At 37.8% G+C, this 12,460-nt stretch carries 14 protein-coding genes; 4 read left to right on the top strand and 10 right to left on the bottom strand.

From position 1 onward, the window contains the following. Positions 1 to 222: 222 nt before the first annotated feature. The 7 genes from F8162_RS17470 to F8162_RS17440 form a co-directional block, all read right to left on the bottom strand. Positions 223 to 969, bottom strand: coding sequence for a YjbA family protein (locus F8162_RS17470; protein ID WP_151631318.1), 747 nt, complete (start codon positions 967 to 969; stop codon positions 223 to 225). A gap of 142 nt (positions 970 to 1,111) precedes the next feature. Continuing rightward, positions 1,112 to 1,900: a DUF2268 domain-containing protein gene (locus F8162_RS17465; RefSeq protein WP_151631319.1), complete on the bottom strand. Its 789-nt coding sequence runs from the start codon at positions 1,898 to 1,900 to the stop codon at positions 1,112 to 1,114. A gap of 106 nt (positions 1,901 to 2,006) precedes the next feature. Further along, positions 2,007 to 3,245: a beta-ketoacyl-ACP synthase II gene (gene fabF, locus F8162_RS17460; protein WP_000412643.1), complete on the bottom strand. Its 1,239-nt coding sequence runs from the start codon at positions 3,243 to 3,245 to the stop codon at positions 2,007 to 2,009. Between the two features lie 31 nt (positions 3,246 to 3,276). Further along, entirely contained in the window at positions 3,277 to 4,209 is a 933-nt protein-coding gene (fabH, locus tag F8162_RS17455) for a beta-ketoacyl-ACP synthase III (RefSeq protein ID WP_151631320.1), read from the bottom strand. 398 nt (positions 4,210 to 4,607) lie between these two features. Beyond that, positions 4,608 to 4,784, bottom strand: coding sequence for a ComZ family protein (locus F8162_RS17450; protein WP_048559636.1), 177 nt, complete (start codon positions 4,782 to 4,784; stop codon positions 4,608 to 4,610). A gap of 53 nt (positions 4,785 to 4,837) precedes the next feature. Next, positions 4,838 to 5,710 carry an NAD-dependent epimerase/dehydratase family protein gene (locus tag F8162_RS17445; protein ID WP_151631321.1) on the bottom strand — a complete coding sequence of 291 codons (873 nt, stop codon included), beginning with the start codon at positions 5,708 to 5,710 and terminating at the stop codon, positions 4,838 to 4,840. Between the two features lie 29 nt (positions 5,711 to 5,739). Next, positions 5,740 to 6,474, bottom strand: coding sequence for a hydrolase (locus F8162_RS17440; RefSeq protein ID WP_061678725.1), 735 nt, complete (start codon positions 6,472 to 6,474; stop codon positions 5,740 to 5,742). Between the two features lie 156 nt (positions 6,475 to 6,630). Between F8162_RS17440 and F8162_RS17435 the strand changes: the two genes are divergently transcribed. Then, positions 6,631 to 6,813, top strand: a complete 183-nt coding sequence (locus F8162_RS17435; protein ID WP_001211112.1) for a YjzD family protein — start codon at positions 6,631 to 6,633, stop codon at positions 6,811 to 6,813. Between the two features lie 37 nt (positions 6,814 to 6,850). Here F8162_RS17435 and clpB read toward each other — a convergent pair whose 3' ends face one another. Both clpB and F8162_RS17425 read right to left on the bottom strand, forming a co-directional pair. After that, entirely contained in the window at positions 6,851 to 9,451 is a 2,601-nt protein-coding gene (clpB, locus tag F8162_RS17430; RefSeq protein ID WP_151631322.1) for an ATP-dependent chaperone ClpB, read from the bottom strand. 200 nt (positions 9,452 to 9,651) lie between these two features. Next, entirely contained in the window at positions 9,652 to 9,831 is a 180-nt protein-coding gene (locus F8162_RS17425) for a YjzC family protein (RefSeq protein WP_000531421.1), read from the bottom strand. Between the two features lie 491 nt (positions 9,832 to 10,322). Here F8162_RS17425 and F8162_RS17420 point away from each other — a divergent pair, with 491 nt between their 5' ends. The 3 genes from F8162_RS17420 to F8162_RS17410 all read left to right on the top strand — a co-directional run bounded on the left by F8162_RS17420 (position 10,323) and on the right by F8162_RS17410 (position 11,576). Next, positions 10,323 to 11,132, top strand: coding sequence for a Cof-type HAD-IIB family hydrolase (locus F8162_RS17420; protein ID WP_151631323.1), 810 nt, complete (start codon positions 10,323 to 10,325; stop codon positions 11,130 to 11,132). 105 nt (positions 11,133 to 11,237) lie between these two features. Beyond that, positions 11,238 to 11,378 (top strand): hypothetical protein, encoded by a 141-nt coding sequence (locus F8162_RS17415; RefSeq protein WP_000516816.1) that lies wholly within the window; start codon positions 11,238 to 11,240, stop codon positions 11,376 to 11,378. Continuing rightward, entirely contained in the window at positions 11,379 to 11,576 is a 198-nt protein-coding gene (locus tag F8162_RS17410) for a DUF3813 domain-containing protein (RefSeq protein WP_000527398.1), read from the top strand. It abuts the gene before it with no gap. Between the two features lie 25 nt (positions 11,577 to 11,601). Here F8162_RS17410 and F8162_RS17405 read toward each other — a convergent pair whose 3' ends face one another. Continuing rightward, on the bottom strand, positions 11,602 to 12,459 hold the full coding sequence (locus F8162_RS17405; RefSeq protein ID WP_098682216.1) for a YitT family protein: 858 nt from the start codon (positions 12,457 to 12,459) through the stop codon (positions 11,602 to 11,604). Position 12,460: the final 1 nt, after the last annotated feature.

Raw genomic sequence — 12,460 nt, 5'->3', positions numbered from 1 at the left:
GGTGCTTTTTACCTTCTCGTGGGGAAGGTTCTTAGACGCGAAGGGCTAGGAGCCGGAGCTAGATTTCATATAAAGCGGAAGCGGCTCGCTTAGAATGTGAGGGGGATGGAGCTCCTGACGTAGAGGCGCTTTTGCCTCGCAGGAAGGCGCGAAGCCACCGAACATTCTTGCCGCCGAAGCTAAGCTATAACAAATTAAAAAAACCGCCAATCGGCGGTTTTTTTAATTTACCTTTTGCTCGTTTTCCATTTCCCATAACTTTTCAAAAAATGGCTGTCCTTTTACGAGACGCTCGCATAATTGTTCGTGCTTCTCAGACCAGCCTGTTTTCGCTTCATCGTACAGTCTTGCCCAAATATCTTCAAATTCCATATGTTGAACCATTCCGTATGCTGATGGATCCCACTCTGTGAACCAATAGCGAATTTCTGCTGTGTTTTTCGTTGTATGTAATTGATCTAACGCCATAAATAATAATTGTTTCAGCTGCCTTTCTTTACGAGTTAAGCCATTCATAATGAAAGGTGATGGTGATAAAATATGATGTTCTTTTTCTATTTCTTCTACTTGGAACTCATACTTTTCTGCTTGTACGCTTTCTACCATCTCATATACCATCTGCTCTTGGCGCGGTATAAGTCTACTTTTTCGAATTGGTACATTGTAACCAATTGTGTCAATCGCAATAATTCCTTTTCCATCTGTAACAACAAAGCAATACTCTTGCTGCAAACGTTCATGATTTTTACGAATATAAGCCTTATGATGTACGTCTTCCAACAATTTTTGCGGAAGCTCTAACAATTCGTCCTCGATGTAATGATATAATGTGGAATCTACTTTTAATAATGGCACTTGATCTAATAGCTCAATCGTATCATCTTTTCGCCATTCGTAAAAATGACAAACGTTATACCCATTCTCTTCACCTTCAAACCAATTTATCCATACATCATGTAGATATAACATTCACTACCCCTCACTTCACTACTGTTTGTATCAATCATTATGTTCAATTTTGCTAAACTTTATTCCACCTAAGGAAATATATTCTAATTATTATTTTTTCTTCTATTAATAATAAAAAAACAGGAAATAGAGCTCCTGTTTTTTATATATGAAATGTATTTGCTTTATTCAATATTTCTTTCGCATCTATAGATAATAAAGAAAGTGTATCTACAGATGCGGAAGCTACACAATCTTTGACAATATGAAATCCAAGTGCATAGCCAAGCATCTTCGGATAAGAGTGAAATCCATTTAATAAGATGTCGTGCTCCCTTGTTCCTCGTTTTATACTTATTCTTTCATGCACAACGTTTTTCCAATAATAAACAGCCTCTTCTTTTGAAAGATACGTCGTCCACGGTGCATTGTTTTTTTCTGAATATCTTTCCGTTACCGCTTGCTCAGCTAGCCCTTCCATAATCATCGTATCAAGTAATGTATATTCTGTTTCTTTCGTCTCAATTTGATGTAACCTGCATATGTGATGATATTCATGTGCCAATAACACTTTTAATTCTTCCACCGAATTCCGTCCACATACGAATAAGAAAATAACGTGACGCATAGATAATCCAGCTCTACCGTTATACTCTTCTTGTACAGTTCGATTATAGGAATCTGATAATAAAATAAAGACAGGGACATCCGGACCTTTTAACCAATTTTTCAGTTTCTCATACTCCATACGTAACTCTTTCCAAATTCCCTTCTTCTCTAACTCTTTAATTTCTTGTTCTCCTCGCATAACCGGGCGATACATACCTTTAGAAATTAAAAAGCGATACAACCTTTCTTTTGGCAGCGGGACATACTTCGTAAACTTCTCACACAGCTTTTCTGGCCGTCCATAATATAGATGTAACCACTCAGCAGTTTCAACAATCCCCATCTTTATCCCTCCTTTTTCTTATGTATATGCAAAAAGAGAAAAAGGCGTAAAAATAAATAAGGAGTTTTTTCGCAATATGCTACGAAAAAACTCCTCATTTTATCTATTATTTATACGATTTAAATACTAATACTGCGTTATGACCACCGAATCCTAGTGAGTTACTTAATACTGCATTTACTTCTTGTTGTCTCGCTTTATTCGGTACATAATCTAAGTCACATTCTGGATCTGGTGTTTCATAGTTAATTGTTGGAGGAATTACTCCGTCTGTAATTGATTTAATTGAGAAGATCGCTTCAACAGCACCAGCTGCTCCTAATAAGTGACCTGTCATTGATTTCGTTGAGCTAATCGCTACTTTATACGCGTGCTCACCGAACGTTTCTTTAATTGCCATCGTTTCATACTTTTCATTCGCATCCGTACTTGTACCGTGCGCATTAATGTAATCAATATCTTCTGGCTGTAGACCTGCGTCCGCTAAAGCTTGACGCATTGCACGCACGCCACCTTCACCGCCAGGAGCCGGCATTGTAATATGGAATGCATCACCAGTTGCACCGTAACCAGCGATTTCCGCATAAATGTGAGCACCACGAGCTAATGCGTGCTCTAATTCTTCAAGAATTAAAATACCTGAACCTTCACCCATTACGAAACCGCTACGGTTTTTATCAAATGGACGGCAAGCTGTTGCTGGATCTTCATTAAATGTTAATGCTTTCGCTGAACTAAATCCGGCAAATGCCATACTTGTCAACGGCGCTTCTGCTCCGCCTGTTATCATTGCATCAGCATCACCGCGCTGAATTGCTTTAAACGCATCACCAATTGAGTTTGCACCAGATGCACAAGCCGTTACAGAACAAGTGTTAATCCCTTTTGCTCCTGTTGCGATCGATACTTGACCTGCTGCCATGTCTGGGATCATCATTGGTACGAAGAATGGGCTCACGCGGCGCGGACCTTTCTCAGTAAAAATCTTAAATTGTTCTTCGTATGTTTCCATACCGCCAATACCAGAACCAATCCATACACCAATTCGAGGTCCGTTTTCTTCTGTAATTTCAAGCTTTGCATCTGCAACTGCCATTTTCGCTGCTGCTACTGCATATTGTGTAAAGCGATCCATACGGCGCGCTTCTTTTTTATCAATATATTTCTCGACTTCAAAGTCGTTAATTTCTGCTGCTACTTTTGCTGGAAATAGTTCCGGATCAATTCTTGTAAGTCGTCCGATTCCAGATACACCCTTTTTAATGTTTTCCCACGCTGTTTCAACATCTGTACCGATCGGTGTAACAGCTCCTAGTCCTGTAATTACGACCCTCTTTTTTTCCATACAAAATACACTCCTTTTTTTCTCTCAGTCCTTATTTACCCCAACGAAGAGCAACTGCTCCCCATGTTAATCCGCCGCCGAAACCAACAAGTATAATTAAATCACCATCTTGAATACGTCCATTTTGCAATTCCTCTACCATTGCAATTGGAATTGAAGAAGCTGATGTATTACCAAACTTTTCAATTGTCATACTCATTTTTTCTTGTGGTAAATTTAATCTCTCTCTTGCAGATTCCATAATACGAATATTCGCTTGATGCGGTACTAAGAAATCCACATCCTCTTTCGTAAGACCAGCTTTATCCAGCACGCGAAGACAAGATTCACCAAGTTGACGAACTGCAAATTTAAAGACTTCTCTGCCATTCATCATAACATACTCGTCTTGATATAGATGCTTACCGCCACTTCCGTCTGCTCCTAATTCGAAAGATAGAACGCCTCTTCCTTCTGAAACAGCTCCCATTACGATAGCGCCGGCTCCGTCTCCAAATAGTACTGCTGTATTGCGATCATTCCAGTCTACAATTTTAGATAGTTTATCACTACCAACTACTAATACATTTTTATAAGTTCCCGTTTGAATAAATTGCTGCGCTGTAATCATTCCGTACATAAAACCAGCACATGCTGCACCTACATCCATTGCAGCTGCATGTTTCGCTCCAATCGCTTCTTGAATGACACAAGCTACCGCTGGAAATGCACGATCTGGTGTTACTGTTGCCACTAAAATAAGATCGATTTCCTCTCCGCTAACCCCTGCATCTTCAAGTGCTTTTATAGCAGCCTCTACGGCCATATATGAAGTATCTATTGTATCATCGGCAATGCGTCTTTCTGCAATTCCCGTTCTCGTACGTATCCATTCATCGGATGTATCCATTATTTTCTCTAAATCGTGATTTGTGACTACTTTTTCTGGCACATATCTTCCGATCCCTAAAATGCCCACGTTCACATCGCAGCCCTCCGTTTTATATCAATTATTATGACTTGGTACTAATTTTAAAACATAAATGTATTTTTGTCTAGAATATATTTCAGCTAAAACATAAAGCAAGAGCATTATTCACTTTATTGTTTATTAAAAGAAACAGAAACATACCTTTCCCTGCTTCTTTCGAAATATAAAAAAGCCCGAACCGCTTCTATTTGCGTTTCGGGCCTCTCTTCCACCTAAAAAGATGCTTTTTATTCTTGATCTGCTTTCCTTCTAAACTAAGGAGTTCTCCTCACTACTTTTCCTTTATCCTCTTCATATCTCTGGTTTTGCCCCAGTCGAGAATAAAAAAAGGCCCTGACCGCTTCTATCTACGGTTCGAGCCTTTCTTCCATCTAAAAAGATGCTTTAGCTTTTTATTCTTTTTCTGCTTTCCCAAGCTCATATGCTTCGTTCATAACTTTCATCAATAACTCTAATACTGGTTGTGCTTTCTCCATATCAAGCGCAATTCCATTCGAATCTAAGATGGCCTTTGCTTCTGGTAAATGCTTCATTGCGATTTGTAAAAATTGCATGCTTTTCTCATTCATATTACGTTCTTCCTCTCCATTAAAACTTTCACATACATAGTGTAACACGCTCGTTACCCTTCGTATAACTCTTTATATTTTTTCATATGTGCCAATTGTTTATTTAAACCGTATTCTAACGGGGTATTTCTTTTTATCGAAATAACCTCTACAGTTTCATCTCTTTCTCCCTCATTCTCTTTATTCACTTTATCCTCTGCACGTAAACGGTTCATACCTTTTTTCCATAATGATTTTTTACCACTAAGTAAATTGTATATGCCAAAATGCTCCTCGTTCAATCCATTTTCCCATAAGTATTCACATACATCTTCCACGTACAGTAGATCACTTCCGTCTTCTTCGCTCACATAATGGCACTCTTTCTCATCCAGTTCTGATAAAATGAGCTGATGATATATCATAAAAGATGGTTGCCATGGTCCATATAATGTAGGAACTCGAAATACACTATATTGTGCCTCTCCTTTTTTCAATCCTTCTTCCACTTTCGAAAATAGACGTTTATTTTCAGATTCATCTGCGTTCCCTATTTCAATAGAGGAAATTAGATTTAACTTCAATTTCTGTTCTGCACACAGCCTTATAATCCGCTTTAAATACTGTAATATAACTCTTTCATTCCGAAAGCCATTTTGTTGATTTGGCTCATACAAGCAAAAGTAAACCGTATCGAACTTCTCTTCTTCTACTGATCTCCATCCATCTTCATCTCTTATCGAATAATACGTAAATAACGCATTTCGCCCAATTAACAATAACTTCTCTTCATTAATTTTTGTCATATTCTCGAATTCATCAAAATCAAGACCGTACACTTCTACTTCCTCTGCAATCATTTTATTCACAAGGTGATAACCTACAAACGTAAGTGCACCTATAATTAGCACGCGCTCCATACCACCAACCCTTTCTCCTTGAAACAAATAGCTCCTCATTTATGTATATGGGAGCTTCACAATTCTTCTTCATATTTTTTAAAGAAATCAGTCGTTTGCCTAACCATTTTATATTTCACATCTTGCAGATGGAATAGGACAGAAGTATCGCATTGATTGAATTGCCTCATTTTCTCATATTTACGTAACAACTGTTTTCTCCCTCTTTTTTCTTGTGTTGATACGAAAACTTTAACAGGCACACAAGATGGAAGAAGCGTAAATGTTTTCTTATTTATTTTGGACTCCAATTCTTCTTCTTTGGAATCATACGCCAAACTTAATTCCTTCACTAATCTTTTGTAAAAAAACTTATGCTCTTTCTCAAACTCCACATATTCTGGTAAATCTAAACACGGATTTAACATAATGACAGAGCGTATACATTCAGGGTATTTGTTCATCATTTCAAGTGCTACAAGTGCCCCCATACCATCTGCCATAATGTGCATTTTCGCATTTAATGTCTCTTTTCTCAAAACAACATCATATAAGCGTTTTGCTAAACGAACAGATTGGTCGTTTCCCCAATGCCTTCCGTATAAATTAGAAGAAAAGACCGTGTAGCCTTCCTCAATAAGGCCATGTAAAAAATAAGATCTTCCTGCATGCTGTGTCCATAAACTTGTACCATTCTCAATAAAGTAGTTGTAATCACCAAGAAGCATTACAGAAAATCCATTTGGCTTCTCCGGTAAATAAATGACACATGGTTCTTTTTCTAAGTAAAAAAAACGTTCCGTAATACTCATTTTTCCCCCGCCTTATTTTCTAAACGTATAAAAGTACTCTTCTATAATGTATGAACGGAATGCAAATTTGCGTTGAAAAATCTACAAATATTTTTCTATATTCTTTTTTCAATTGTGTTACAATAAGGACAGATTGAACGAATAGAGGTGTAAAATATGCGTTTCATTTGGGCATTAATTTGGTCGTTCGCGCTTGTACATATGATGAGCTACGTAATCGGCTCTATGACTGGCGGTACATACGATTTTAACCAAGCGTCTATTTTCTCAGTTGTTCTTGCGGTATTAGTACTAGCAATTTCAGCTGCAATTCCAAACGAGCCAGTAGAACAACACTAAAAAAAGAGTCCGGATTTTATCCGAACTCTTTTTTATTTTACTTTACATGAACGACTAATTCGTTATTTTCTACATCAACCACTACATGACTATTGTCAGTAATCGTTCCTGCAATTAATTCTCTCGCTAATTTCGTCTCAACTTGACGCTGTACATATCGTTTTAATGGACGAGCTCCGTACATCGGATCAAAGCCAGCTTCTACAACAAATTCTTTCGCTGCGTTTGTTAATTCTACTGTAATATGACGGTCAGCTAAACGACCTTGTAATTCTTTTACAATTTTATCAACAATACCTTTAATTTCATTCGTTGTAAGAGGTTTGAATAAAATAATTTCATCGACACGGTTTAAAAACTCTGGTCGGAAATGTCCTCTTAATTGTCCCATTACAAGTTCCCTTGATTCCTCTTTAATTGAGCCATCTGCTTCTAATCCATCTAACAAATGAGCAGATCCAATATTTGAAGTCATAATAATAACCGTGTTTTTAAAGTCTACTGTACGTCCTTGCGAATCTGTAATGCGTCCATCATCTAACATTTGTAATAAAATGTTAAATACTTCTGGATGTGCTTTTTCGATTTCGTCTAACAAAATAACTGAATACGGTTTACGTCTTACTGCTTCTGTTAATTGACCGCCCTCTTCATATCCAACATATCCAGGAGGCGCACCAATTAAGCGTGACACAGCGTGTTTCTCCATATACTCAGACATGTCGATACGAATCATTTGCTCTTCACTATCGAATAAAGACTGCGCTAACGTTTTTGCAAGTTCTGTTTTACCAACACCTGTCGGTCCTAAGAAAATGAAGGAACCAATTGGACGGTTCGGGTCTTTAATACCAGCGCGTGCACGAAGAACTGCGTCTGATACTAAGCTTACCGCTTCCTCTTGTCCGATGACACGCTCTGATAAAATTTGCTCTAAGCGTAGTAATTTCTCACGCTCCCCTTCAACAAGTTTTGCGACAGGAATACCAGTCCAGCGTGAAACAATATCAGCAATCTCTTCTTCACTGACTTCCTCACGTAATAAACGATTTTCTTGTTTATTATGCGCGCCCATTTCTTCCGCTTCTTTTAACTCTTTTTCAATCGCAGGAATTTTCCCATGGCGAAGTTCCGCTGCTTTATTTAAATCGTAATTACCTTCTGCCTCTTCTAATTCGCGGCGCAGACGCTCTAAATGTTCACGTAAGTCACGAACTTTGTGAATATCTTCTTTTTCTTTCTCCCATTTCGCTCTCATACCACTTGCAACTTCTTTTAAATCCGATAATTCACGTTGCAACGTTTTTAGACGTTCTTGGCTACCAAAGTCCTTCTCTTTTCCAAGAGCTGCTTCTTCAATTTCCAGTTGCATAATGCGGCGCGTTACTTCATCTAATTCTGTTGGCATAGAATCAATCTCTGTTCGAATCGTTGCACACGCTTCGTCAACAAGATCAATTGCTTTATCTGGTAAGAAACGATCCGAAATATATCGATCTGATAAAACAGATGCTGCTACAATCGCACGGTCATGAATATTTACACCGTGATAAATTTCAAAACGCTCTCTTAAGCCGCGTAAAATGGAAATTGTATCTTCAACAGTTGGTTCTTCTGCTAATACTTGTTGGAAACGTCTTTCTAGGGCTGGATCTTTCTCAATATATTTACGATATTCATCTAACGTTGTCGCCCCAATGCAATGCAGTTCACCACGCGCAAGCATCGGTTTTAACATATTTCCTGCGTCCATCGCACCTTCTGTTTTACCAGCGCCGACGATTGTATGAAGTTCATCAATGAATAATAAAATGCGGCCTTCACTCTTTTTAATTTCATTTAATACAGCTTGCAGGCGCTCTTCAAACTCACCACGGAATTTCGCTCCAGCTACAAGCGCACTCATATCTAATGCAAAGATGGTTCTATCTTTTAACCCTTCTGGTACATCCTTTTTCACAATACGCTGCGCTAATCCTTCAACGATTGCTGTTTTACCAACACCTGGCTCACCAATTAAAACTGGGTTATTTTTCGTTTTACGTGAAAGAATGCGAATTACACGGCGAATTTCACTATCGCGGCCAATAACAGGGTCAATTTTCCCCGCTCTTACTTCCGCCACTAAATCACGGCCATATTTTTCTAACGCTTCATAAGTTGCTTCTGGATTTTGACTAGTCACTCTTTGATTCCCCCGAACTGTCATTAAAGACTGTAATAAATTATCTTTCGTAATATGAAATCTTGTAAGTAATTGATTTATATCGCCTTTTTCTTCAGAAAAAGCAAGTAGTACATGTTCAACTGAAATGTAGTCATCTTGCAATTTCTCTGCTTCTTTTCCTGCTCTTACAAGTAGTTGTTGCAGAGCACCTGTTATATATAATTTACCTGCTTCTGCACCGCTTCCCGTTACAGAGGGCTTTTTCTTAATTAAACTTTCAGCGCCTTGTTTTAACGCTTCTATATCGACATTCATTTTTTGAAAAATACGCACTGCTAACCCATCTTGCTCTTCTAATAATGTAAACAAGAGATGAACAGTATCTACTTCTTGATGATGATGAGATACCGCTAAAGATTGTGCACTCATAATCGCCTCTTGTGTTTTTGTTGTCATTTGATTTAAGTCCATCTTTACAGTCCTCCAAACGTTTGACTTTCTTTGACCTTTGATTTGATTATACGCCAACTGACTTTTTTATACAATAATTTTGCTTATGTATTTTCAAACTTATTATTAGAAAAAGAAAACAGGAACATTCATTATAGAAGTGGTAAATGAAATTATAATATGCAATGACAAAAAAGCCGCAATAATGATTGCGGCTTCTGTTACGGTTTTCTTTTATATGTCCACTGACGGTTATGATTCGTGTTATCTGGAAACTTTTCACCCGCAGTTAATTTCACCATTTGCGGGTCTTTCACCATACTTCCTGTTTCACCAATTTCTACGTAAATGCCATCATTCGGCGCTTTTTGCCCAGAACGAAACCTGCGATTTTGTCCCATTTCCATTCTCCTTCCATGACGTCTTTGCCTCATTAGTATATCCATTTTAAACGAAAGCTTTTCTGTCATGTTTAGGAAACAAGTACTACATTTCGTTCTTGTACATATACATGAATGACACAAACTTAGGAAGGGATTTCTTTCCTGTTTGTAGAAAAAAAAGAAACCAACCTACTATAGGCCAGCTTCAAAGGAGAGTCAAACATATACGAGAAGATTACATGTTCATTATAAGCCTCTTCATACGAGCAATGTAACCCTTTTCACAATTTGTACATAATGAAAGAAACATTGTTTGAACTTTCTAAAAAGATGTTGACTTTTCTTAATTTCCAGCGAGAAATAGTAGACACCACAGCACTTTGCGACGTAAGATGGATATATAGTGAACTTTCCATCTTTGGTGTTCTCATCCAGTTTAACCTCTTATTTCTGCATATTAAAACGGAAATACAGATAAAAACAAAAAAATTATTATAAGAGGTGAAATTATGAACAAACAGCATTTAATCGCCTTAGACTTAGACGGTACTTTATTAACAGACAACAAAATAATTTCCACTCGAACAAAACATACAATTGCAAAGGCAAAGGAACAAGGACATATTGTCGTTATTTCAACAGGACGTCCATTCCGAGCTAGCTATGATTACTATAAAGAACTTGGCCTTAATACACCAATCGTAAACTTTAATGGCGCTTACGTACATCATCCTCTTGATTCAAAGTGGGGCACACATCACTCTCCTCTTGAGCTAGCAACAGCCCAAGAAATTGTCCGAGCTTGCTTTGATTTTGGCGTAAGAAATATATACGCTGAAGTAATGGACGATGTGTATGTTCGTGAAATTGATGAAGATAAAAAACATATTTTCGAATTCGGCTCTCCAAAGATTTTTACAGGAGACTTATTAAATATTTTAAACGACCATCCAACTTGCTTATTAATTGACGCACATGACGAGCATTCTAGTGCAATTCGTCAACATTTAACTGATATGCATGCTGAAGTAATCGACCATAGAAAATGGGGCGCACCTTGGCCGATTATTGAAATTGTAAAAAGCGGGTTAAATAAAGCTGTCGGATTACAAAAAATTTCTAGTCATTACAACATTCCACAAGAGCGAATTATCGCTTTCGGTGATGAAGATAACGACTTTGAAATGATTGAATTTGCTGGTCACGGCATCGCAATGGGTAATGCAATTCCTGAATTAAAATCACTCGCAAACCATACGACATTAACGAATGAAGAAGATGGTATTGCACTATATTTAGAAGAGGTTCTTGGATTGTAATCTAAAAATTCCCTGCTTATAGTTTCTCGCCAAACGCTCATACTATTATTAGACGCAAAAGTCAGCGCGTCGATTGTTTTCAGCTAAATAAAGGGGGTTTTTCGAATGGGTAAAAAGAACAAATCAAAACGTTTTATCCAACAAGGAGCCGATGCTGTAATGAAGCATGATGCAAGATTCCCGTACCGTGGTACATTAGCTGAGGCAGAAAAAGCGAGAAGTAACTCTTCTTTTGGAGGGGTCTAAATGGGGAACTTACTATTCCAACAAGCTAGAGATGCTGTTGCAAATGCCGTATCTTGTTCAAGCGGCACCGAACAACAAGATCTCGTTTATAGAGCAAAAAACGCTTTGCACTCTGCTTATGCAAACTCTTCAACAGCTGAAAAAGTTCAGCTACGTGAAATGCAGGAGCAGTTGCAAAACATTACGAATTTACATTAAAAAAGAGGACCAACTTTGGTCCTCTTTAATCTTTTCGGAACAATCCAAACACCCCAACCGTTTGCAGTACGTTTGTAAATGCACCCGGGTCCACTTGTTTAATAACCCTCTCTAATTCATATAACTCGTAACGCGTAATAACAATCATTAACATTTCCTTATTTTCATTCGTATACGCACCTGTTGCCGGTATAGTTGTAATCCCCCTCACTAAGCGCGAGTGAATCGCCTTTCGTACATCTGCCCCATTCTTCGTAACGATTAATGCAGTAATTTTCACATGACGCGTATGAATTGCATCGATAATTCGCGTTGACACATACAAAGTTACCAAAGTATACAATGCTTTTTCCCATCCATATACATAGCCAGCAGCGATAATAATCAGTGCATTAAAGAAGAAAAAATACGTACCGACCGGCTTGTCTTTAATCTTTGATAAAATCATGGCGATAATATCTAAACCACCTGTAGAAGCCCCCCACTTCAACGCAATCCCCACACCTATTGCCGAAATAATCCCGCCAAAAATCGCATTTAATATGATGTCGTTCGAAACTGCTCTAACTGGGATAATTTCTAGAAACAAAGTCATAAATATAACGCAAAGAAAACTGAAGAAAGTAAAAGCCTTTCCAACCTTTTTCCACGCTAAAATAACGACGGGAATATTAAATAGACTAAACAACACCCCCGTTGATATGTGAATAGATAAAAAGTCACCTAATATTTGTGATAACAATTGAGACAATCCAGCAAAGCCACTCGCGTACACTTTCGCTGGCGTTAAAAATAAATTCATTCCAATCGCGTTCAACAAACCTGCGATGATTACAACGATTAACTTCTTTATAAGTTCAGCATAATTCAACTTCAAATCCATT

Origin of the sequence: Bacillus sp. CH140a_4T (assembly GCF_008923725.1) — a bacterium.
GTDB lineage: Bacteria > Bacillota > Bacilli > Bacillales > Bacillaceae_G > Bacillus_A.
The sequence above is the reverse complement of the archived record's forward strand: the minus strand, read 5'-3'. Positions and strand labels throughout refer to the sequence as shown.

Bases quoted from the DNA above. Each gene is read 5' to 3' on its own strand.
- F8162_RS17420 (WP_151631323.1), top strand. From the start codon at position 10,323: ATGAACAAACAGCATTTAATCGCCTTAGACTTAGACGGTACTTTATTA.
- F8162_RS17415 (WP_000516816.1), top strand. From the start codon at position 11,238: ATGGGTAAAAAGAACAAATCAAAACGTTTTATCCAACAAGGAGCCGAT.
- F8162_RS17410 (WP_000527398.1), top strand. From the start codon at position 11,379: ATGGGGAACTTACTATTCCAACAAGCTAGAGATGCTGTTGCAAATGCC.
- F8162_RS17425 (WP_000531421.1), bottom strand. From the start codon at position 9,831: ATGGGACAAAATCGCAGGTTTCGTTCTGGGCAAAAAGCGCCGAATGAT.
- F8162_RS17470 (WP_151631318.1), bottom strand. From the start codon at position 969: ATGTTATATCTACATGATGTATGGATAAATTGGTTTGAAGGTGAAGAG.
- F8162_RS17435 (WP_001211112.1), top strand. From the start codon at position 6,631: ATGCGTTTCATTTGGGCATTAATTTGGTCGTTCGCGCTTGTACATATG.
- clpB (WP_151631322.1), bottom strand. From the start codon at position 9,451: ATGGACTTAAATCAAATGACAACAAAAACACAAGAGGCGATTATGAGT.
- F8162_RS17465 (WP_151631319.1), bottom strand. From the start codon at position 1,900: ATGGGGATTGTTGAAACTGCTGAGTGGTTACATCTATATTATGGACGG.
- fabF (WP_000412643.1), bottom strand. From the start codon at position 3,245: ATGGAAAAAAAGAGGGTCGTAATTACAGGACTAGGAGCTGTTACACCG.
- F8162_RS17405 (WP_098682216.1), bottom strand. From the start codon at position 12,459: ATGGATTTGAAGTTGAATTATGCTGAACTTATAAAGAAGTTAATCGTT.
- F8162_RS17440 (WP_061678725.1), bottom strand. From the start codon at position 6,474: ATGAGTATTACGGAACGTTTTTTTTACTTAGAAAAAGAACCATGTGTC.
- F8162_RS17450 (WP_048559636.1), bottom strand. From the start codon at position 4,784: ATGAATGAGAAAAGCATGCAATTTTTACAAATCGCAATGAAGCATTTA.